Below are 19951 nucleotides of genomic sequence, written 5' to 3'. Positions count from 1 at the left end.
TGGCTACCAGAAGTCGGGCAGGCTGTAGCGGTACGTGTTGGTGCAGTGCCAGTGGTGGTTGCCGTCGATCCAGGCGGCCACGCCGCGCAGGAACCGCAGCAGCGAGGGCACGGGGTGGGCGGTGGCCGCGGCGGTCGCGGCCGCCTCGAAGGCGTGCATCAGCTCGTTGTGGACCTCGACCGCCTTGAGGTACCCCTCGCGGTCGCTGAGCCCCTCGCGCTCCGCGATCACCACCGGCAGGTTCAGGTGCCGGCCGGGCGCGGCGAGCTCCTTGGTGTACGAGTAGAGGTCGTTGACGATGGTGGTGGCGTTGGAGCCGAGCGCGATGACGCGCTGGACGGCGGGCAGGGCGTGCAGGTCGGCGGGGAGCTCGTAGCCGTCCACGGTGTCGGTGATGGTGGGACAGGGGCGGAAGTTGTTGAACTGGCGCATGGCCAGGTACTCCCACACCTCGGGCAGGTAGTCGGTCTCGGCCCAGGCGGCCTCGGCCAGGTAGCCCAGGTGGAGCCGGGCCATGTCGTGCCGGTAGCGGTCCGCCTGGGAGGGTGTGGCCGCCTGGGTGAAGTACCGCATGGCGGAGCTGTAGGCACGCCGGGGGGCGTCCGCGCGCAGCGACGCCTCCCAGTCCGGCTGGTACTCCTGCGTGGTGTACAGCGGGTCGAGGGCGGTGTGCGCCAGCAGCAGCCGTCCGCCGAGGCCGACGGGCGAGCCGCCGTGGTCCTCGCAGTAGCAGTCGTCCAGCGCGTTCTCGGCCGCCATCAGCCGGGTGGCGATCATCAGGTGGTCGACGGTGGGGGCGACGGGGTGGCAGGCGACCAGGTAGCGGCCGAGGTCGAAGCCGTCGAACTGGTCCTCCCACTCCGGCGGGAACAGCTGGACCTCGTCCACCGCCCACCGTTTGACCCGTTGGCTCACCTCGGCCACCCGCTCGGGGTCGGGATCGGGCACCTGGTGGTAGTACAGGCCCGGGATGGGCACGGCCGTCCGTGGTGAACCCTCCTCTTCCTGGGTGCCGGGCGGTGGCTCGGACCGGGCCGGGTACAGGCCCGATGTGCCGAGACCGCTCGGGCCGCGCAGAATCCGCTCCATGGCGGTGACGGACATGATTCGGTTCCCCCTTCGCCGACGGTTTGTGGACTCGCCGAAATCAAATATGCGCAGTGAAATGCCGATGGCACAATCACTCGATGGAGTGAGGGCGGTCGCGGCCTTTCGCATGCCATACTCTCATCGTCCATCGCCGAAGATCGACCACGAATGGTGCTTCGAACTCCCTTGCGGGAGAGTCGAATGCGCCACAGTAAACCTTTTCTTTCGGGTTTATTCGCGCCATCGCACAGATAGTGATCACGTCTTTCAGGGGAGTTCAGCGAAATGGCCCAGGAACAGACAGCACTGACCACCGCCGCGGCAAAGAACCTGGCCACCACGACCAAGACCGCCCCGCAGATGCAGGGCATCAGTTCCCGATGGCTGCTCAGGATGCTGCCGTGGGTGGAGGTCTCCGGCGGCACCTACCGCGTCAACCGGCGACTCACCTACAGCACCGGACGGGGCCGGCTCGGCTTCGTCCAGACCGGCGCCCAGGTCCGGATCATCCCGCCCACGCTCACCGAACTCCCGCTGCTGCGCGGCTTCGAGGGCCAGGAACTGCTCACCGAATTGGCCGGCCGCTTCACCCAGCGGGACTTCGAAGCGGGGGAGGTCCTGGTCGAGCGGGGCACGCCGGTCGACCATGTGATGGTCGTCGCCCACGGACGGATCCGCACCCTCGGCGAGGGCAAGTTCGGCGACACCCCCGCCGTCCTCGGCATCCTCGCCGACGGCGACCACTTCGGCGAGGAGACCCTCGTCGAGGACGGTCTGACCTGGGACTACACCGCCAAGGCGGCCACCTCGGGCTCCCTGCTGGCACTGCCCCGCGCGGCCTTCACCGACCTCGTCGCCCGCTCCGAGGCGCTGCGGGCGCAGGTCGACTTCTACAGCGTCACCGTCGACCTCGACCAGGACTCCCACGGCCAGGCCGAGATCTCCCTGGCCGCCGGGCACGAGGGTGAGGAGGAACTGCCCGGCACCTACGTGGACTACGAACTCGCGCCGCGCGAGTACGAGTTGAGCGTCGCGCAGACCGTGCTGAAGATCCACAGCCGGGTCGCCGACCTGTACAACCAGCCGATGAACCAGACCGAGGAGCAACTGAAGCTCACCATCCAGGCGCTCCGGGAGCGCCAGGAGTACGAACTCGTCAACAACCCCGAGTTCGGGCTGCTCGCCAACGCCGACCACGGCCAGCGGATCCACACCCACGGCGGCCCGCCCACCCCCGACGACCTGGACGAACTCCTGTCCCGCAGGCGCGGATCACGGTTCTTCCTGGCCCACCCGCGCGCCATCGCCGCGTTCTTCCGCGAGTGCAACAAGCGCGGCCTCTACCCCGACCCGGTGGACGTCGGCGGCCACAGCGTCCCGTCTTGGCGCGGGGTGCCGATCTTCCCCTGCGGCAAGATCCCGGTGGACGGCGGCCACACCACCTCGATCCTGGTGCTGCGCACCGGCGAGGAGGACCAGGGCGTGGTCGGCCTGCGCCAGACCGGCCTGCCGGACGAGTACGAACCCGGGCTCTCGGTCCGCTTCATGGGCATCAACGACAAGGCCGTGATCCAGTACCTGGTCAGCACCTACTACTCAGCCGCCGTCCTGGTCCCCGACGCACTCGGCGTCCTGGAGAACGTCGACATCGCCCACCCCCGCGACTGACCGCAGGGGGCCGGCCGGCACGGGCGCCCGAGGCCCGGCGCGTCCGTGCCCCTCAGACGACGCCGAGGTCGACCGCGACGGAGAAGGGCGCGGCTGCCTTGACCATGCCGGTGAACACCTCGCCGTCCCGGTAGGCCCTGCTGGCGGGGTCGAGAACGTAGGTGTAGACGAGCGGGACGCCGGTGGCTGCCTGCTCGACTCGCCAGTAGAACGGGATGCCCGCCTTGGCGTACTGGTCCACCTTCACGACCCGGTCGGTGGTCTCGGAACCCGGTGACACGACCTCGACCACCAGCAGCACGTGCTCGGGCCGAGTCGGCGTGAGGTCGATGGTCTCGGCCCGGTAGACGACGACGTCCGGGCGCCGGTTGGTGAGCGGCACGTCCTGCAGGCGGACGTCGAAGTCCGTGTCGGCGTTCCAGTCCGGGCCTGCGGCGGTGTCCAGGGCATTGGCCAGGATCCGGGCCAGCCGGTTGTGCCGCTTCGACGCGCTCGGACGCAGGACGACCATCCCGTCCACGATCTCAACGCCGACGCAGTGCTCCTCGGACCAGGAGTCGTACTGTTCCGCGCTGATCTGCGTATGCATCCACGCGGGCACCACCAACTCAGGGGTCATGGCGTGCCCCCTTCGGTGCTGCTCGACAGTTCTGGGCTGCTCAGTCCCAGCTTACTGTCCCGTGCTGTTGGGGCCCTGATCTTGCCTCGGCCATGGCGCGCTGCGACAGTGGCTGGGCAGGGACGCCACGGGGAGGCAGTGTCGTGCGGTATCGGTACCGGCTTGAGGCGAACCCCGGGGTCCGGCAGTGGTTGCGTGAACTCTGCGCCGCCGATCCACGGGCCGCGGGCTCCGTCGGCGCAGCGGTGACCGCGCTGCTCGCGGCCGGGACCGGGCTCGGCGAACCGCTGGTCGTCCCCATGGCGTCGATGCTGCCGGCAGATGATCCGGAGTCGTTGCTCGACCACGCCTACCAGGACCAACTCCAGCTGCTGCAGCAGGTTCGCCGCGGCATCGCCGACATCTCCACGGGCCGCGCCGGCCCACCGGAGGCGGAGCAGCGGCTCACCCGGCTCAGCCAACGGCTCCAGCAGGAGGTGGACCGGCTGCGGACGTCCAAGGAGGTCGCAAAAGCGGTGTACAACGTCGGGCGGCTCACGGTGGAGCTCGACGCGTATCTCACGAGCCGTGGCGCGACCGGCCTGATCGACCCGGTCGAGCCGGTCGACCCGGATTCGGCTTCGAGAATTGCCGCTGCACGAGCGGGAATTGACGATCTGTTGGCTACTGTCCAGATGATGGAACGGGAAGTCCGTACTGATCCGTTCCTGGCGGATCGGCTGTCGCCGGCGTCACCCGCACTGGATCCGACGCAGAGCGAGAACCTGCATGTGCTGAGGCCGGGAGGAGGCGACGGCGGCGACGAGATCCGGATCGTCTTCGCGGTCGCACCCGTCCGGACCGTCGTGCTGCTCACGGCCGAGCAGGGGCAGGACGACCTGTGGCTGTGGCACCAGCAGGCCCTCCAGGCCGCCGAGGCCTGGTGGTCGGGACGACGAACCCGCGCCGGTGGCAGCGGACGGTCGTTCCTGCGGGAGTTCTTCCCCGGCCGGACCCGGGAGATACGGGCCGACGCCGCTCGCCTGCTCATCCGAATCCGGTGGGACAGGCGGCATTTGCTGCACCGCCCTCCTGGCTGATCTGTGGCTCAGCCCTTGGCTACCGCTGAGGCCCAGTCGAAGTTCACGCCCATCTGGGCGTACATGGTCGAGTACCCGACGTAGCAGTTGAACTGCTCGACCTTGCCGTTGTGCAGGTACCAGAAGTCGGCGGTCGGCACGTCGATCCTCGCGCCGTTCGGCTTGACGGTGCCCGCCGGCGACTGCAGCGGTCCCTCGAACGTGCCCTGGATCGACAGCTCGATGCTGATCACGTCGCCGCTGACGGTGATGCGCTTGAGTTCACGGTGCACATCGGGGAAGAGGTTGGCCATGTAGGGCAGAACGTCGCCGAGCGCCTTCCCCCGGTAGGCCTGGCCGGGGACCATGTCGTTGAAGACGCCGTCCTTGGCGAAGCTGTTGACGAACGTGTTGACGTCCAGGCTCTTGCCCTCCGCCACGTGGTAGTCGCGCAGGACGACGGCGAGGTTGGCTGTCTCGTGCGCGGTCAGGTGGCGGTTCGTGAGCGGCAGCGCCGCCAACTGCCGTGGACTCAGGGCCGCGTGGGCCTGCTGCGAGTTGCTGGCGGTGGTGTGGACCTGCCTGGCACCCGCGCCGGGGCTCGCGGCCTGGGACGGCACGGCGGTCAGGGCGAGACCGCTCAGGCTTGCGACCGCGGCCGTGGTGACGAGCGTCTTCCATCCGAGCGACTTCATGTCCTGCTCCTTCGAAGAGGGTGCGCGCCTGGCGGGGCGGCATCAATTCAAACGCTTGCTTGACTTGACTGTATGAGCGCCCTCCGAAAGTTGTCAAGCAAGCGTTTGAGTGACTTCATGCTCGCGGCCGGCTTGACAGAAAATTCAATCAACTGTTTGAGTAGGGCCCATGGCGACAGAACGGGCAGATCAACGCCGCGAGGCCGGACAGCGGACGCGGGACAGCCTGCTGGCCGCCACGGTGGAGTTGCTCGCGCAGCGCGGCCAGGAGGGGGTGACCCTCCGTGAGATCACCGACCATGCCGGGGCCAACGTCTCCGCGGTGAGCTACCACTTCGGGTCGTTGAAGACGCTGTGCGACTCGGCGATCGAGCACGCGCTGGAGCAGTATCTGGACGCCCAGATCAACGCAGTCGCTTCGCTCGACACCACGTCGGGCATCGAGGATCTGGCCGCGGCGTTCACCAGGCCGATGATGCGCGCACTGATGGCCGGCGGCTCGGATCTGGCGGTCATGCGGACGGTGGCGCGAGTCGGCATCGACCCGCCCGACGGCTGGGGCCGGCTGACGGCGAAGTTCCAGCAGTCCCGGCGGGACGTTGCCGGGAGGCTCTCGGCGAACCTCCCCGGAGTCGGCGAACAGGAGCTGGAATTCCGCATCCGGTGCGCGGCCGGCCTGCTGAACTGGCTCGCCTTGGCGCCCATCGGCGCCGAACTGGCCGCCGAGCCCCCCGAACAGATCGAGCGTTGGCTGGTATCCGTCCTGGCCGGTGCGTTCCGCGGCTCCCCGCCCCGATAGCGGTCGACGGACCAGCGATGTCCTCCCTCACCCGACCCCGGGTCAGGGCAACGAGCGGGTGAGCCACACGACCTCACCGCTGTCCTCCGTGGAGACGTGATCCCGCTCGAACCCGAGCTTCTCAAGGACACGGAGCGACGGCGCGTTCCAAGCACCGACGGTCGACCAGAGCCGTTTCCGCCCGGTCGCGGCAGCCGCTTCGAGCACCGCGCCGGCCGCTTCGGTGGCATAGCCGCGTCCATGTACGCGCTGGAACAGCTCGTACGCAATTTCAGGCTCCTCCAGGGTGGAGCGGCCGATGATCAACCCGCAGTAGCCGATGAAGTCGCCCTCGTCCCGGCGCTGGATGGGCAGCAGGGCGATCCCCGTCGTCTCCGTCTCGCCGAGCAGCTTCGCGATGGACACGCGGGGGTGCTCGACCGAGGACGGTGCCCCGTTGCCGCGTTCGGAGAGGAGCGCGCGGAACTCAGCGGCGTCCGACTCGGCCCACGGCCGCAGTGTCAACCGCTCGGTCTCCAGGTGGAACGACATGGTCCGGTACGTGGACATGGGTCCTACTCTGCCCCACGGCCACCCGACACCCCGGCCCGACGCCGGGGCCCGACACCGCGGCCCGGGCGAGGGCCCGGGCCGCGGCGTCGGGCCCCGAGGCGGGTCAGCCGCGGATCGTGGTGGTTTCGCGGGTGAACTGGCGGTGGCCGATCAGCTTGTAGGCCAAACGAGCCGGGGCCGGCACAACCTGCAAGAACCTCTGCCGTTCCGCGTCATCGGTCTCCTCGGTGATGTGGCCGAGGATGACCAGCCGCCGCGTGAGCGGAATCGCGCTCATGCCGTGCTTGCCGAGCGCGTCCCATTCGCTCTGCGTCAGCGTGACCGAGACGATCGGGAGTATCTTCTGCTCCTCCTCGGTCAGGTGATCGATCAGTGTCGGCATCGTGGCCTCGACGAGGGCCGCCATCCGCTCGCCGGCGGCGGCGTCCGCGCTCGCCGTCCACGCCGGCAGCTCCGCGCCGAGAGCCGTGACGGTGTCGTCGACCCGCGCGTGCTGCGCGTCCATCCGGTCCATCAGCTCCGGGTCGAGCACGGCTCGCTCGCGCAGCAGGGGAAAGAGCAGTTCGTCCTCGCCGGTGTGGTGCGTGTGGAGGAAGTGCAGCATCTCCCGGGCGTGTGCGCCGATGACCTTGGATCGCGCGGGGTCATCGGCCGCGGAGCGGAACAGCCGGGGGAGCTGGCCGAACTCGCGCCGGATGACGCGGTGGATCAGGACCATCTCGTGGGTGTCGACACCGGGTCCCGAGCTGCTCACCGTGACTCCTCGGTGGTCGCGGCGTTCTGGACGGCTTCGTGCGCCGTGGTCGCCGGCCGGCCGATGAGCTTGACCAGGTCGTCGCTGTCGGTGAACAACTCTCCGCGGGCCAGGCCGGCATCGGCGTCGGCGACCGCGGCGGCCAGCTCTGGGGGCAGCCCGGCAGCGGTCAGGGTGGCGGTGTAGTCAGCGACCGGCATGTCCCGGTAGGCGATGTGGGTGCCCAGGACGTCGCTGATGGTGGCGGCGAGTTCGGTCAGGGTGAACGGCGTTCCGCCGAGCTCGTAGGTCGCTCCGAGGTGCCCGTCCTGGGTCAGCACTGCCGCGGCGGCGGCCGCGTAGTCGTGTCGGCTGGCCGCGCTGACGAGTCCGTTGTGCGCGCTGCCCAGCAGTGCGTGGTACTGGGTGATCATCGGGAGCTGGTCGGTGTAGTTCTCCAAGTACCAACCGTTGCGCAGGATGACGAACGCCGAACCGCTGTCACGCAGGTAGTCCTCGGTGCGGCGATGCTCGTCCGCGAGCGTCATCTGCGCGGTCGAGGCGTTGACGATGCTGGTGTACACGATTCGGGACACGCCCGCGCGCCGCGCCGCGTCGATGGCGTTGCGGTGGTTGTCGAACCGCTGCCCGACCGTTGTCGTCGAGACCAGCAGCATCGTGTCGGCGCCTGCGAAAGCGTCGTCGAGGGTGGTCGGGTCGGCGAAGTCCGCGCGCCGCACCGTGACCCCGTTCTGCGCGAGGTCGGTGAGTTTGCCGATGTCTCGACCGGTTGCCACGATCTGCGCCGGCGGCGTTCCGGCGGCGAGGAGTTGATCGACGACGAGGCGGCCGAGGTGACCGGATGCTCCGGTGATGACAGTGGGCATGGTGTTTCCCTTCCTAGGGGTGTGGTGGGCGTGAATTGCGGCGTGACTGAAGACCGCCGGGGTCCCGTGGTGGGTGGCGAGTGTCCGAGTTGCGGCTGGGCGGGCGCGGGCCTCGGCCGAGGTGCGGCGGTCAGGGCGCCGAGGAGCGCGGCGAGCGTGTGTCCCAGCATCGGTGGGGTGGTGGCGCGGGCCTGCGTGCGGTCCGACTCCGCCACATCCGGGTGCCCTGCACCGTTGCAGCCACCCGTCCATCGCCGGAACATCGTCAGGATCATTGACCAATCTAGTCAATGATCCTGACGATGTCAAGGCAGGGTGGAAACACGCCGGCGCCCGCCGGCCCCGACCGTCCGGGGCGAACGGGGGGACGGGGCGCGGGGGAATCGGGGCTGGACGGCCCGGTGCGGCCGGGGTCTACCGCGCGTAGGGGTCGGTGATCTCGCGGAGTTGATCCAGGATCTGGTGCAGCAGCGCGAAGTTGCGGGTGCCCAGGTAGGCCTTCCACTCCGCGTAGATCCCGTCGAGTGTCGCCGTGGCCACCTCGACCGCCCGCCGCCCGCGCTGCTCGATCACGATCAACCGGGCGCGGCCGTCCGCGGGGTCGGGGATCCGGCGCACGTAGCCCAGGCGTTCCAGCTGATCGACCAGCACGCCGGCGCTCTGCTTGGCCATTTGTGCCTGGTCGGCGAGGTCTGTGAGGCGCGAGCCGTCCGGGGAGATGCGTTGGAACACCCGGCACTGGGCCAGGGTCCAGTCGTCGAACCCGGCTTCCTGCAGCGCCCGGAAAATCCGGTCCTCGGTGTACCGGTAGGGGATGAACAACGACACCCCTAGATCAGCCCGCTGCTCGTCGTCCATGCCGCCCTCGGCTCGATCGCCCACCTGATCCCACGAGGTTCACAGCCTACGTCAACGCTGTCGGGCTCGATCGCCGCCGACCCGACCGCGGCAGTACGTGCGCCACGCGCCCCATCCGTTCCGCCGCGACTGCAGACCTGCTGCTGTTGCCGTCGGTCCTGCTGCACGACCTGCAATGGTAATGATTCCTGACTAATGAGAGAGGAAGGCAGATACGCCAGGACGGACATAGGCCTGGCAGGCAAGCGGGTCCTGGTCGCCGGAGGCAGCCGTGGAATCGGCACCGCGATCGTGCGACATCGGCGGCAGCATGGGGCAGGCTTCAGCGGTCTGGGCGGGAGCGGCATGAGAGGCTGGACGCTGTGAACCGCTTGGGTGGCGCGACCTCGCCTTATCTGCTGCAGCATGCCGAGAATCCGGTCGACTGGTGGCCCTGGTCGGCGGAGGCGATGGCCGAGGCCGCCCGTCGGAACGTGCCGATCCTCCTGTCCGTCGGGTACGCCGCCTGCCACTGGTGCCAGTGGATTTGTAAAGGCTGGTAGTCCTGAACTGGACCTATGACAAGAGGTGACATCATGAGTACTGAAAGTGATGAGCTAGACGTGGAGATCGAAGCCTGGGCGGCGGCGCAGGTCGCTGAGTCGCCTTCGTGGACTCCCGAGAAGTGGGAGAGCATCCTTGCTGGCTTGAGGCCGAGCAAGTCGGAGTAACGCCACGGGCTTTGGGGGTCTGGTCGGGGCGGCTCTGGCGCGCCCGACCAGGCGGCCACCAGTACATGTTCAGGGGCAGTAGTTAGGGCTCACCTACTGCCTAGTGCTGACGTTCGATCAGCTGGCCGGAGAAGTCGTGGAGCATCGCCGGGGCTGTGCTGAGCCCGAGTTTCGTGGCCGCCGAAGCGGTAGACCTGGCATCTCTTGAGTTCTAGGGATCGGTCTTCGGACACCATCTTTGAGTAGAGCTGTGGCGATGCCACGGCTCCTTCGGTGTAGTGCTGCTGGCCGTTCACCTCTACGACGATGCGCACTCCGCGGGGGAGTAGGAGGAGGAAGTCCATGCGTTCGCGGCCGAGGACGGACCGCTCCGACGAGTTCTTCACCATCGTGGCCGCCAGCGGAACCGGCGAGCTGGCCGGCATTCGCGGGACTGGTGGCCTGGCCATCGACCGCGACGGCACGCACCGCGTCTGGTTCGACTTCGAACTGGACTGACGTGCAAGCAAGGGCTGGCCGCGAAACCTGGTGAGGTGCTGGCCGGCTTGCCGTGACAGGGTCGGGCAGGTCACCTGCGTCGTGACCGGCAGGTCACGCCAAGATCACCGACAGTCTCACGGCCTTGTGCTAAAGGACCTCGACGCTACCTTCCACCCGTCCTGCCCGCGCTCGCCGCCGTCGACTCCCAGGTGTCACAGGCCATGACGCCCGCAATCGAGCCGCCTGCGGTTCGCCGGACCCGCTCGCCGAGGAAGACGACACCAGCCAGCGCCAGCTACGCGGCGACGTTCCCCAGGCTTCGTCCTCGTCTGCCTGTCGGAATCCGCGTACAGGCTGGCGGAGCGGTAGTGGGAGTCGTGAGTGCCCGCGCGGATCGGTGGGGCCATAGGGTAGGTGCATGCCATCTGCGTCTTACACCACTCCCGCCGCGGCCTTCGACCTGCTCGTGGCTGGCAACCAGCGTTTCGTCGCGGGGGTGCCCGAGCACCCGAACCAGGACGCCGGGCGTCGGGCTGCGCTGGCACCGGTTCAGAACCCGTTCGCGGTGGTGTTCGGGTGCTCCGACTCGCGGCTGGCCGCCGAGATCATCTTCGACCGGGGCCTGGGGGACCTGTTCGTGGTCCGCACTGCCGGACACGTCGCGGGACCGGAGGTGCTGGGCAGTATCGAGTACGGCGTGAGCGTGCTGGACTGCCCGCTGGTCGTGGTGCTGGGCCATGATTCGTGCGGCGCGGTGGGTGCGGCCAGCGCCGTGGTGGCGGGCGGCGATTCGCCCGCCGGATATGTGCGCGACGTCGTGGAGCGGGTGACGCCGAGCGTATTGGCGGCCCGGGCGGCCGGTATCACCGAACCTGAGGAGGTCGTCGAGGAGCACATAAGGAGCACCGTGGACCTGCTGCTGGAGCGTTCGCGCGCGGTGGCCGAAGCAGTGGACGCGGGCAGGACTGCGGTAGTGGGCCTGTGCTACCGCCTGGGCGACGGCCGTGCCCGGCTGGTGGCCGCTCACGGCATCGACGCCGCGGCCGTCACGGTCTGACTGCTTCGGCCCGGTGCCTTGGGGCACCGGGCCGCTAGGGCGCTGGTGCCGGCGTACCGCACGAGCGTGCGAAGCCGTCTGTGGTCGTCGCGGTGGTCGTGGCCGGGGCGTCGGCCTCGTTGGCCACCGCCGACCGGGACGGCCCTGTGACCGCCGGCTGCAAGCGCAGGCGTTCGACCAGCGGATACAGTCCGTGCCATGATCGCCGATCGTTCAAGGCCAACGGATGCGTCAGGGAAGTGGCGAACGCGTGGACATCAGCAGACTCGACCTGGCCCTCCGCTCGGCGGGTGTCGATCCTTCCGAGTACCTGCTTCCCGGCCGCGGCAATGCGCCGGGTCTGTGGGCCCGTGACGGCGGCATCGCGCTGGTAGCCGGCCCTCAGCAGCAGTGGCGGGTCTACGGCGGGGCGGAGGCCACGTTCGGGTTCACCACCTGTCTCAGCACTTTCGATTCCGAGCGTCAGGGGTGCGCAGCGTTCTACCGCGAGCTGACCCGCGCCGACGCGATGCCGTTCGCCGAGGCCACGGCTGTGTGGCAGCAGGAGTGGGCGCGCGGGCAGCAGGACAGGGACATCGAAGCCACCCGTGCGCACCCGGAGCTCGCCACGCTGCGCGCGCGCTGGGACCACAGCTGGGCGGGTCGTCGGGCGCGGGGCGAGGCGCAGATGACCGCTGCCGAACTGCACACCGCGTTCCAGCCCGTGGGGCGAAGCCTGGGCTGGCACCTGGGCGGCTTCGACCCCGCGCCCGTCCCCGACGCCAACCTCATGGCTGCCCCCGGGCCCGACGGCACATGGTGGCTTGCCAACACCGGCGAGCGCGGACGTCGCCCCTGGTTCATCGCGGTCGGGCTGACCGAAGCGGATGCCTGCACGTACGTCTTCGACGACGCAGTAGCGGTCGCGGGCTTTGCGCGCCGGACCACGGAGGTGCGGTGGCGTGCTGAAATCGCGGCGCGGCACTGCGGCGGGCCACTGCCGCCGTGGCCGCCGATCACCTGCTAGCACTCCCGTGAGCGTTCTGCTTTTTCCCTGTTCAGCGGCTTGTCGGCGGTAAATAGAGCCGCCATGCGCCAGGGACAGGGACGGGTTCGCCGGGATGTCGCGTGACCAAGTGGTCGCGCCGTATGTACGGCCACTGTCGCCGCGACGGCCCCCTGCACCGCTTGCAGATGTCGACGGTAGTGGCCCCGCCAGCGGCGGTTGAGGTGCTTCGACAAGGGCGATGAACACGCAAGGCCCCCCGGGGACGGGTGTAGTGCACGCTGCGATCGGGGCCCAGCCTCATGCGTCAAGGCTCCGACGGCCGGACGCGTTCTCGCCCGCACGGACATCCGGCTTGTCACTGCCGTGTGCGAGTCTGCTGCCTGAACAGAGAGCATCGCCGGTGGAGGGGGTTACAGCCGTGTCCGACGGCATCGGGTGGCTGCTGGAGCCGTACCTGGTCGACTGCGTGACCTTCGCGAGCGGCATACCGCCGGCCTCGCTGGCCTCGCGACTCGGTTTCGTCCCTGGCCAGGACGCGCGCCCCAGGTCGGCGCAGGACGCGCGGGAGGCCCTTGGCAGCGGGGCGCGCCGCGTCGCCCGGGTGGGCGAGGCGGCCGGGTGGGCCTTCGCAGTGGAGTACGGCGACGCCGTCGGTGCTACCACTGGAGGCCTCGCCGCGGTGTCACGCGGTGGCGTGGCTGCGGTCAACTTCACGCTGACGCCGTGGAGCCCGCCCTCGCACTTCCAGCACTACCTCGATGGTGCGCACGTCACCGGCTTCGGCGTGGGTGAGGAAGCACGGCGCTACGGTGCGGAACCGGGCCTGCTGGTCCCTGCGTTGGAGGCGCTGGGTGTCCTGCCCTCCGGGCCGCAACTGGACCGGCGCGGCATGCGGTTGACCATGCTCGCGATCGAGGACCACTTCGGCCTGCGCCTGCCGCGGCGTCAGGTCCTCGACGGGAAGCTACCGATGTACCACCTGCGCCAGCACAGCCCGTAGCCTTGGGCGCATGGCAGACGGTGTTCAGTGGCTTGAGACAGAAGACCAGTTCGACCTCGGCTATTGGGCGGTGTTCGCTCGAGACCTGGACCCCGTCGAACTGGTCCGGCGTCTAGGTCCCGTGACGCCGGTGGGTGGGCCGGTCACGCGGTTCGAGGTGGATGCCGTGGAGGCGCAGTTCGACGGCATCGCGGTAAGGGCGGGAGGCAGCGCGGGGTGGGCTTACGGAGTTGTGGAGAACGGCCCCGTGCGACGCGGTCCCGATGCAGCGGTGTGCAGTCTGTCGATCGGCACGGTGGCTGTGGAGTGGTGGTGCACCGTCAATCGCGACATGCGATTCGCGTTCGCCGAGGACGGGCAGGTCGTGTGCGAGTTCGAGCCCGGGGCGGAGCACGAGCGGTCGGGCGCCGACCCGGACCGGCTGCTGCCGGCCCTGCAGCGCGCCGGCCTGGTCCTGCCCGACGGCAGGACGCCCTTCGAGCACGGCATCGACATCGACCGCCCGCTGCTGCGGGTACTCGCGTTGGCCGAGTCGGAATTCGGAGTAGACCTGCCACGTGGGGCCGTGTTGCACAGCGCGCTGACCGCCGGAGTGCTCAGCGAGTGGAACCAGACATCGAGTTCGTAAAGCGGTCAACCGGTGGCCTTCTTGCGCCGCCACCAGCGGATGAGCATGCAGTCCAATGAGACGAAGGCGTCGCGGATCTCGCGGCGCCGAAACCCTCGTCCCCAACCGACTGCCTTTTCGCCCCCCGACTACCTCAACGGATTCCTCGCTGGGAGCGGCCGCTCCTCCGACCTCCCGCCACCGTCACCCGAGAGCCGGCGGAGGCTCTATTCCTGGTCCTTCGCTCAGACGCGGGGGTGAGTGGGGAGCGTCTCGTCGAGGCCTGCTACCCAGCGCGCTCGGTTGATCCACGTGGGGTCGGGGCCCCGTCGGCCCGTTCTCCGGCTCCGAATACCTGATGCGCGACTGCTGTCGCCGCGCCGGGGTTCAGCTATGCCGGAAGCCATTGAGAAGTGGCCTTGACCTGCGCATACGTGACAACTAAGGGTTGCATGCGCTCTCGGGTGAGAGGTGTCCAGTGTCAGGTGGGTGTAGCCCTGGGCTGCGGCGCTGGCGAGTATCACGCGCAGGGGGGTGGCGGTGAAGTGGTCGGTCTCGCCGGCCAGGTGCAGGGTGATGCGTTCGCCGCTGGTGGTGCAGGAGTGCAGGACTATGACGCCGGGCGTGGTATCCGCGCCCGGGTCCGCGGCCGTTGCGGTCGTGCTGGTCAGTATTGGGAGGATGCCGGTGTCAGTCACGTCCGGTGCAACGTCCAACGGGGCCGGGGGTCATGGGCGGTGGGGGCGGTTCACCCGTGCACCCGTCAAGATCGTCTGTGCGGGGGATTGCGGCCACCCGGACGGGTCGCCTCGTGAGCGAGGGCGCTGGTGCAGCCGGAGATCCCATGCGGTCCCCGGTGGCGGGGCCAGGGTTCGGATCCTGGCCGTGTCCGGCGCGTGAGGGCCCTGCTTCTACCAGTGGCCCGCTGTGGTGGTGCCCCGTTGGCGCTCCGGCACGGTGCGCCGCTGTACCGACCGCGCTGCGGGCGCCGGCCCTGCGAAGGGCTCTGCCGCCACGGCGGGTGGAGGTGAAGCCCCGTCACCGTCGCGGTCCGCAGCCGTGCCTTCGGCGAACATGCGCGCCACCTCCTCGCGGGCGATCCGCGCATGCTCCAAACGCTGCCGCGCCGCCTCCGCCTGCACCTCGGCCTCCCGCAGCATTTCCAGCCACGACTCCAGATCCTCCCGGGCCCGCGCCTCCCGGACCTCCAACAACGCAATGCCGCAACGGCAAGGGACCGGGATCACGCTGCCCCGTTGATGATCCACATGATCCGGGCCGTCGCGAGGTCCAGGTCACCCGATGCGGTGTGGCTGTCTGTGCCGACTTTGGTGATGAGGGCCTGGTTCTTGCCGGCGACACCGGCCTCGCAGTCGGTGGCGGCCTGCTGGTACTGGTCGAGGGCCGCGGACCAGTGGCGTTGCGCCTGCGCGTCGGGGACCGGTCCGGGGACCGGTCCGTAGCAATCTGCAGGCCGGGTCTTTGCGACCAGCCGAGGATGACCACCCCTTCCGGTGCTAAGGATTGGATAAGATACGTTCACGGTGTGCCGGGAAGTCTGGTCGGCCTGGGGATGGATCTGCCGCGGTGGTGCGGCAGGGACCCCGGTGACGATGCGGGGATCCCGAAATGCGCGCGGTCGGCACTGTTCTCGTTCTGGTGGTCCTGGCCACGCTGGTGGCCACCGGCGCGCGGCGCTGGCGGATCCCGGCACCCTCGCTGCTGGTCATCGCCGGTCTGGTGGTGGCGCTGATACCGGGCACCCCGCCGCTGCACATCGCTCCGCAGACCATCGCGCTGGTGGTGCTGCCGCCGTTGCTGTACGCGTCGGCGGAGGAGATGTCGCTGCGTGACCTGAAGATCGTGTGGCGACCGGTGGCCGTGCTGGCGCTGGGCTTGGTGCTGGCCTCGGCCGCCGCCGTCGGGGTCCTCGCAGTGGCGCTGACGCATTTGACCGCGCCGATGGCGCTGGTGCTGGGCGCAGTGTTGGCCAGCACTGACCCGGTTGCGGTCACCGCGCTGGGGCGCAGGCTGGCTCTGCCGGGGCGGGTGCAGACCATGGTGCAGGCCGAGAGTCTGTTCAACGACGCCACCTCGCTGGTGCTGTTCAAGGTCGCAGTCGGCTTGGCCGTGGCCGCTAGTGCGGTCAGCTGGCCCAAGGCCGGCGGCGAGTTCTTCCTGCTGGCCGGGGGCGGCAGCGTCATCGGCGCGGCCGTGGCCGCTCTGGTTGCGCTCCTGCGGGGCCGGACCGCCGACCCAATTTTGGAGACGGTGGTCGCCCTGGTCACCCCTTACGGCGCATACGTCCTGGCCGAAGGCGCCCACACCTCGGGGGTGACTGCCGTGGTGGTGGCCGGGGTGGTCCTGGGCCGCTCGGGGTACCGGCTGGGCGACGCGCGGATCCGGTTGCAGTTGCAGGCGGTGTACTCGGTGGTGGTGTTCTTGCTGGAGAGCGTGGTCTTCGCGATCATCGGCCTGGAACTGCCCACCATGGTCCGCGACCTGCCGCCGGGCTCCGGGGCATGGCCGCTGCAGGCGCTGGCCCTGGCCGCGGTGCTGATCGGGTTGCGGGTGCTGTGGGTGTGGCCGCTGTCCAGGGTCGTCCAACCGGTCGAGGGTGCGGCCTCGTGGCGGGTGGCCGCCGTGGTGACCTGGGCCGGCACGCGAGGCGTGATGCCGCTGGCCGCAGCCCTGTCCATCCCCCTGGTCGCCGACGACGGCAGCGTGCTGCCGGGTCGCGCACTGGTGCTGGTGCTGACCACCGCGGTGGTGGTGTTCACCCTGGTCGTCCAGGGACTGAGCCTGGCCCCGCTGGTGAACCGCTCCGGCCTGGCGCTGGAGCCCCAGGACACCGCCCGCGAGCAGGAGCATGCCCGCCAGCGGCTGGCCCGCGCGGGCCTGGCCTACCTGGACCAGCTCGCCGACCTCGATGCGGCCCCCCAAGCTGCCCTGGAGCGGGTGCGCCTGGCCTTGGACGCGCGCCTGCGCCACAGCCTGGCCCAGGATCTGCGCGACCCCAGTACCGAGCAGGCGTCGTTCCTGCACGTGTACCAGCAGCTGCGGCGTGAGGTCATCGCCGTGCAGAGCACCGAGCTGCAGGGGATGTACGACAGCCACCAGATCAGCGACAGCACCCGGCGCCAACTGCAACACGACCTGGACCTGGAGGAGTCCGGCATCAGCGTCAGCCGCTAGACCCCGCAACGAACCTGACCTTGCAAAGGAGAGAAGTCCATGACCTATCAGGGCCGCCGTATGCTGCACCTGCACCTGCACCCGGCAGACCCCGGCCAGGTGCGGGCCAGCATCCACGGCGTGGTTGACGCCGACGCGGCCCAGAACATCGCGGACACAGTCGCCGGGCTCGTGACGGCGGACACCCGCGAGGTGCACCTGGACGTCGACCAGGCCAACGCGCTCAGTGCGGCCGCCGCCGCCATCCTGCTCTTCGCCCTGCTGCGCGCGGCCCGCACCCACGACCCCGCAGCCGCCGTCACCGTCCACCGGGCCGACTCCCGCACCCGCGCCCACATGCGTGAACTGGGCCTGGACCGACTAATTGCCCACAGCGACCACCCCCTGTGAGCAGGAGTCGACTCCAAGGCCAGGGCAGTCCGGGTCGACTGACGCGGTTGGCTGGGGCCCGGAAGGGTCGCTTGGAGCAGACAAGATGCCATCCTGATTGGCCGTCAGGTTGAGTAGATTGCTTCATGGGCGTTGACTCATGGAACATCGGACTGCCGGAAATTCCCTGAGACGCAGTCAAATATGGTGCAGGGTAGCAATGTTCATCGATACCTGAATCTCATTTCTCATCATTTCTGTGGTGCCAGTGGCACTTGTAAGGCAGCGTAGTGGGCGAGCAGGCAGGATGAAAGAGCCGTTGCGGTCACCTGCCTCGGTGAAGGTCACGACTGGCGCGGGTGCGGTCCGCCAGCTGCCAGATGGCCGCGAGTCCTAGCGATGCTCGCCAGATCGCTGGATTGATGTCCACCACCGTCGCAGCTTCGCCCTCACGCCCGACCAGAGGGCGGTTGTCATTGCCGGGGACTTCTCCCGACCGGTGCGCGTGGGCGTTGATGTCCCTTCTGCGGTGTGTCAGGTGAGGGCGGTGATGGCGTCGCCGATGTACTTGGCGCCTAGGACGGCTAGGACGACGGTCATGATCGCGGAGTTGTGGGCGGACATCCACGCCTTCCAGCTGTCGAGGGTAGTGGTGGCGCGCTGGCCGCCGAAGAGGTAGACGGCCAGGGGCACGGTGGTGCACAGCGAGGCGATCAGCACCATGACGATCCCGGCGACGGTCTTGCCGCCGGTTCCTGCTGTGCTGCCGGCGATGGCGAGGGCTCCGCCGACGACCAGGACCAAGTTTTTCGGGTTCGCCACGGCGAGGGTTGCGGACAGGGCGGCGGCCTTGGCGGGAGTGAACTGGTCGATGGCCTTCATCCACCCGGGGGTTGCGGCTTCCTGGCCCTGGTGGGGGCGTGAGGTGAACTGCTTGACCGCGAGCAGGGCGAACAGCAGGCCCAAGGCGAGCTTGAGCCAGCTGGCCCAGGTGGCCGGAGTCCCGTCTCCGCTGGACGCGTCGGCGCCGGAGCCGAGCAGCGCCAGGGCGGCGGTGGCAATGCCCAGGGCTCCGGTCCAGCCGGCGGCGAAGGCGATGCCGTTGGTGCGGCCGTTGGGCGTGGCGAGCATGAGGATGACAGCGATCAGTGGCAGGGGGCTGATGGCGATGCCCACGGCTGAGGGCAGCATCTGCCCGATGGCGTCACCCACGGTCGGGAGCTGCGGTCAGGTCCGGCAGTTGCCAGGTGCCGTCCAGGACGGCGGAGGCGGGCCCGTAGATGCGGGTGATGACGGTGAAGGGCCCCGCTGGAGCTGGAAGCCAGTTCGCGGCCTGGTCGGGGTCAGCAGGCCGGGTGTGCTGGACGTACAGGGTCAGGCCGCCGTCGGCGTCGTAGACCAGGCCGGGAGTGCGGTCGCCGATGGAGTAGCGGTCGATCGGGTTGTCGACCAGCAGGCGCTCGGGAAGCCGGTACAGGGTGGCGGACCAGAAGAACCGGGCCTTGGGTAGCTGGTCGGCAGTGAAGTGGACGGTGTAGTCGCGGGCTGCGGCATTCGGGGGCCGGTTGCCCGCAGTGTCCGTGAGCCAGCCGCCGTACCAGGCTTCCGCCGTAGGCAGGCCGTAGAGTCCCTTGTCCACGCCTACCGCGCGGAGCAGGAAGTCATCGCCCAGTTCTGCGCGGGTGCCGAAGAGCCCGGCAGAGGAGGGGTGCGCGGCCTCGGCCTCGCGCAGCCGGGCGCGGCCGTCGTCCATGCCCTGGGCCAGTGCCTCGCGCAGCTCCGGTGACAGCGCACCCGGCTCGAAACTGCCTGTGCCGTCGATACCGAGGCGGGCCAGGTCGGCGCGCAGTCGGCGGACGTCCTCGCGGACGGGGACGAACTGGAGCAGGAAGTCCAGGTAGGTGAAGAACTCCACGCTCTCGCGGGCCTCTTCGCGCCAGACCGGCCACTGCGGCTCCACTGCGGGTTCGGGCCGCTCGGCGTCGGTGAACTCGGACAGCGGGCGCAGCAGGTACTGCTGCTGCACGGCCTTGAGCGCGTCCACGTCCTGTGGCCCGGCGAGGTAGGCGCGTCCGAGGATGCCCACCAGCTGGGTGTCCGCCCGCAGTACTCCGGCGAGGCCGTCCGGCACCGGGCCGGTCCGACCTGGGCCGGTTACCAGGTAGTCCCCGGCGCTGTCGCCGGTGGTGCGTGAGCCGATGAAGCCGACGTAGGGGGTGTCCAGGTCGTGCAGGGGCAGCACGTGGTAGCGGTCGGTGGCGGGGACGGAGAGCACCCACGGTTCGGTGCGCAGGTCCAGCCAGGCCCAGGAGTAGGGGGTGTCGTTGTTGGGGGTGACCACGTCGGTGTTGGCGGGGGTGAACGGCTGCGGGTAGTGCCGGAAGGTGCCGAAGCCGCCGACGTAGCGGTGGTCGTCGGCGTCGATGGCCTGCGGGTACATGGTGCGGTAGTTCTCGACCAGGGCGAAGCCCCATACCCAGCCGTCGGCGGCGATGCGGCGCGCATCCTCAGGGCGGACAGGGGCGATGGCATCGGTCGTGGTCATGGGGGCGGTCCTTCGTGCTGGTGGGCGGCTTGTGCTTCTGGG

19 protein-coding genes and 2 pseudogenes are annotated in these 19951 nt (G+C 69.3%); 11 read left to right on the top strand and 10 right to left on the bottom strand.

What is annotated here, in order from left to right; all coding sequences use genetic code 11:
- Window positions 1–3: 3 nt before the first annotated feature.
- Window positions 4–1095, bottom strand: a pseudogene (locus ACEZDG_RS26805) (family 2 encapsulin nanocompartment cargo protein terpene cyclase); the annotation flags it as partial.
- A 279-nt stretch (window positions 1096–1374) separates the two neighbouring features.
- Between ACEZDG_RS26805 and ACEZDG_RS26800 the strand changes: the two are divergent.
- Entirely contained in the window at window positions 1375–2757 is a 1383-nt protein-coding gene (locus tag ACEZDG_RS26800) for a family 2B encapsulin nanocompartment shell protein (protein ID WP_380513989.1), read from the top strand.
- 52 nt (window positions 2758–2809) lie between these two features.
- Here ACEZDG_RS26800 and ACEZDG_RS26795 read toward each other — a convergent pair whose 3' ends face one another.
- The gene (locus tag ACEZDG_RS26795) at window positions 2810–3376 is read right to left on the bottom strand and encodes a Uma2 family endonuclease (RefSeq protein ID WP_380513987.1); all 567 of its coding nucleotides are present in this window, start codon (window positions 3374–3376) and stop codon (window positions 2810–2812) included.
- Between the two features lie 143 nt (window positions 3377–3519).
- On the opposite strand from ACEZDG_RS26795, the gene ACEZDG_RS26790 reads away from it, so the two are divergent.
- Complete coding sequence (locus ACEZDG_RS26790) at window positions 3520–4455, top strand: hypothetical protein (RefSeq protein ID WP_380513985.1); 936 nt, start codon at window positions 3520–3522, stop codon at window positions 4453–4455.
- Window positions 4456–4463: 8 nt separating this feature from the next.
- On the opposite strand, the gene ACEZDG_RS26785 is transcribed toward ACEZDG_RS26790, so the two are convergent.
- Window positions 4464–5129: a nuclear transport factor 2 family protein gene (locus ACEZDG_RS26785; protein ID WP_380513983.1), complete on the bottom strand. Its 666-nt coding sequence runs from the start codon at window positions 5127–5129 to the stop codon at window positions 4464–4466.
- 169 nt (window positions 5130–5298) lie between these two features.
- Between ACEZDG_RS26785 and ACEZDG_RS26780 the strand changes: the two genes are divergently transcribed.
- Window positions 5299–5928: a TetR/AcrR family transcriptional regulator gene (locus ACEZDG_RS26780; RefSeq protein WP_380513981.1), complete on the top strand. Its 630-nt coding sequence runs from the start codon at window positions 5299–5301 to the stop codon at window positions 5926–5928.
- Window positions 5929–5970: 42 nt separating this feature from the next.
- Here ACEZDG_RS26780 and ACEZDG_RS26775 read toward each other — a convergent pair whose 3' ends face one another.
- The 4 genes from ACEZDG_RS26775 to ACEZDG_RS26760 form a co-directional block, all read right to left on the bottom strand.
- Window positions 5971–6477, bottom strand: a complete 507-nt coding sequence (locus ACEZDG_RS26775; RefSeq protein ID WP_380513979.1) for a GNAT family N-acetyltransferase — start codon at window positions 6475–6477, stop codon at window positions 5971–5973.
- Between the two features lie 106 nt (window positions 6478–6583).
- Window positions 6584–7234 carry a hemerythrin domain-containing protein gene (locus tag ACEZDG_RS26770; protein ID WP_380513977.1) on the bottom strand — a complete coding sequence of 217 codons (651 nt, stop codon included), beginning with the start codon at window positions 7232–7234 and terminating at the stop codon, window positions 6584–6586.
- Window positions 7231–8100 (bottom strand): SDR family oxidoreductase, encoded by an 870-nt coding sequence (locus ACEZDG_RS26765; protein WP_380513975.1) that lies wholly within the window; start codon window positions 8098–8100, stop codon window positions 7231–7233. The genes ACEZDG_RS26770 and ACEZDG_RS26765 overlap by 4 nt, the downstream gene beginning before the upstream one ends.
- 414 nt (window positions 8101–8514) lie before the next feature.
- Window positions 8515–8982 (bottom strand): MarR family winged helix-turn-helix transcriptional regulator, encoded by a 468-nt coding sequence (locus ACEZDG_RS26760; protein ID WP_380513973.1) that lies wholly within the window; start codon window positions 8980–8982, stop codon window positions 8515–8517.
- A gap of 338 nt (window positions 8983–9320) precedes the next feature.
- Between ACEZDG_RS26760 and ACEZDG_RS26755 the strand changes: the two are divergent.
- From ACEZDG_RS26755 to ACEZDG_RS26730, 6 genes and pseudogenes are all read left to right on the top strand, one after another.
- Window positions 9321–9476, top strand: a pseudogene (locus ACEZDG_RS26755) (DUF255 domain-containing protein); the annotation flags it as partial.
- 534 nt (window positions 9477–10010) lie between these two features.
- Window positions 10011–10166: a DUF3224 domain-containing protein gene (locus ACEZDG_RS26750; protein WP_380513971.1), complete on the top strand. Its 156-nt coding sequence runs from the start codon at window positions 10011–10013 to the stop codon at window positions 10164–10166.
- Window positions 10167–10566: 400 nt separating this feature from the next.
- Entirely contained in the window at window positions 10567–11205 is a 639-nt protein-coding gene (locus ACEZDG_RS26745; protein WP_380513969.1) for a carbonic anhydrase, read from the top strand.
- A gap of 250 nt (window positions 11206–11455) precedes the next feature.
- Complete coding sequence (locus ACEZDG_RS26740) at window positions 11456–12211, top strand: hypothetical protein (protein WP_380513967.1); 756 nt, start codon at window positions 11456–11458, stop codon at window positions 12209–12211.
- Window positions 12212–12611: 400 nt separating this feature from the next.
- A complete protein-coding gene (locus ACEZDG_RS26735; protein WP_380513965.1) occupies window positions 12612–13193 on the top strand; it encodes a DUF6461 domain-containing protein in 582 nt (193 codons plus the stop codon).
- 10 nt (window positions 13194–13203) lie between these two features.
- Complete coding sequence (locus tag ACEZDG_RS26730) at window positions 13204–13821, top strand: DUF6461 domain-containing protein (RefSeq protein ID WP_380513963.1); 618 nt, start codon at window positions 13204–13206, stop codon at window positions 13819–13821.
- Between the two features lie 1222 nt (window positions 13822–15043).
- Here the strand turns inward: ACEZDG_RS26730 and ACEZDG_RS26725 are convergent.
- Window positions 15044–15343, bottom strand: a complete 300-nt coding sequence (locus ACEZDG_RS26725; RefSeq protein WP_380513960.1) for a hypothetical protein — start codon at window positions 15341–15343, stop codon at window positions 15044–15046.
- Between the two features lie 86 nt (window positions 15344–15429).
- Here ACEZDG_RS26725 and ACEZDG_RS26720 point away from each other — a divergent pair, with 86 nt between their 5' ends.
- Window positions 15430–16995, top strand: a complete 1566-nt coding sequence (locus ACEZDG_RS26720; protein WP_380513958.1) for a Na+/H+ antiporter — start codon at window positions 15430–15432, stop codon at window positions 16993–16995.
- A gap of 39 nt (window positions 16996–17034) precedes the next feature.
- Entirely contained in the window at window positions 17035–17385 is a 351-nt protein-coding gene (locus ACEZDG_RS26715) for a hypothetical protein (RefSeq protein WP_380513956.1), read from the top strand.
- A gap of 513 nt (window positions 17386–17898) precedes the next feature.
- On the opposite strand, the gene ACEZDG_RS26710 is transcribed toward ACEZDG_RS26715, so the two are convergent.
- Both ACEZDG_RS26710 and ACEZDG_RS26705 read right to left on the bottom strand, forming a co-directional pair.
- Complete coding sequence (locus ACEZDG_RS26710) at window positions 17899–18576, bottom strand: GAP family protein (protein WP_380513954.1); 678 nt, start codon at window positions 18574–18576, stop codon at window positions 17899–17901.
- Complete coding sequence (locus ACEZDG_RS26705) at window positions 18569–19909, bottom strand: DUF1254 domain-containing protein (protein ID WP_380513952.1); 1341 nt, start codon at window positions 19907–19909, stop codon at window positions 18569–18571. Before ACEZDG_RS26705 ends, ACEZDG_RS26710 begins: the two co-directional genes overlap by 8 nt.
- Window positions 19910–19951 lie beyond the last annotated feature (42 nt).

The organism is Streptacidiphilus alkalitolerans, from assembly GCF_042511045.1.
In the GTDB taxonomy this organism is placed as follows: domain Bacteria; phylum Actinomycetota; class Actinomycetes; order Streptomycetales; family Streptomycetaceae; genus Streptacidiphilus; species Streptacidiphilus alkalitolerans.
This window is presented reverse-complemented; position numbering and strand designations above follow the sequence as displayed.

Bases quoted from the DNA above. Each gene is read 5' to 3' on its own strand.
- ACEZDG_RS26750 (WP_380513971.1), top strand. From the start codon at position 10,011: ATGCGTTCGCGGCCGAGGACGGACCGCTCCGACGAGTTCTTCACCATC.
- ACEZDG_RS26780 (WP_380513981.1), top strand. From the start codon at position 5,299: ATGGCGACAGAACGGGCAGATCAACGCCGCGAGGCCGGACAGCGGACG.
- ACEZDG_RS26715 (WP_380513956.1), top strand. From the start codon at position 17,035: ATGACCTATCAGGGCCGCCGTATGCTGCACCTGCACCTGCACCCGGCA.
- ACEZDG_RS26795 (WP_380513987.1), bottom strand. From the start codon at position 3,376: ATGACCCCTGAGTTGGTGGTGCCCGCGTGGATGCATACGCAGATCAGC.
- ACEZDG_RS26775 (WP_380513979.1), bottom strand. From the start codon at position 6,477: ATGTCCACGTACCGGACCATGTCGTTCCACCTGGAGACCGAGCGGTTG.
- ACEZDG_RS26765 (WP_380513975.1), bottom strand. From the start codon at position 8,100: ATGCCCACTGTCATCACCGGAGCATCCGGTCACCTCGGCCGCCTCGTC.
- ACEZDG_RS26745 (WP_380513969.1), top strand. From the start codon at position 10,567: ATGCCATCTGCGTCTTACACCACTCCCGCCGCGGCCTTCGACCTGCTC.
- ACEZDG_RS26705 (WP_380513952.1), bottom strand. From the start codon at position 19,909: ATGACCACGACCGATGCCATCGCCCCTGTCCGCCCTGAGGATGCGCGC.
- ACEZDG_RS26730 (WP_380513963.1), top strand. From the start codon at position 13,204: ATGGCAGACGGTGTTCAGTGGCTTGAGACAGAAGACCAGTTCGACCTC.
- ACEZDG_RS26720 (WP_380513958.1), top strand. From the start codon at position 15,430: ATGCGCGCGGTCGGCACTGTTCTCGTTCTGGTGGTCCTGGCCACGCTG.
- ACEZDG_RS26785 (WP_380513983.1), bottom strand. From the start codon at position 5,129: ATGAAGTCGCTCGGATGGAAGACGCTCGTCACCACGGCCGCGGTCGCA.
- ACEZDG_RS26800 (WP_380513989.1), top strand. From the start codon at position 1,375: ATGGCCCAGGAACAGACAGCACTGACCACCGCCGCGGCAAAGAACCTG.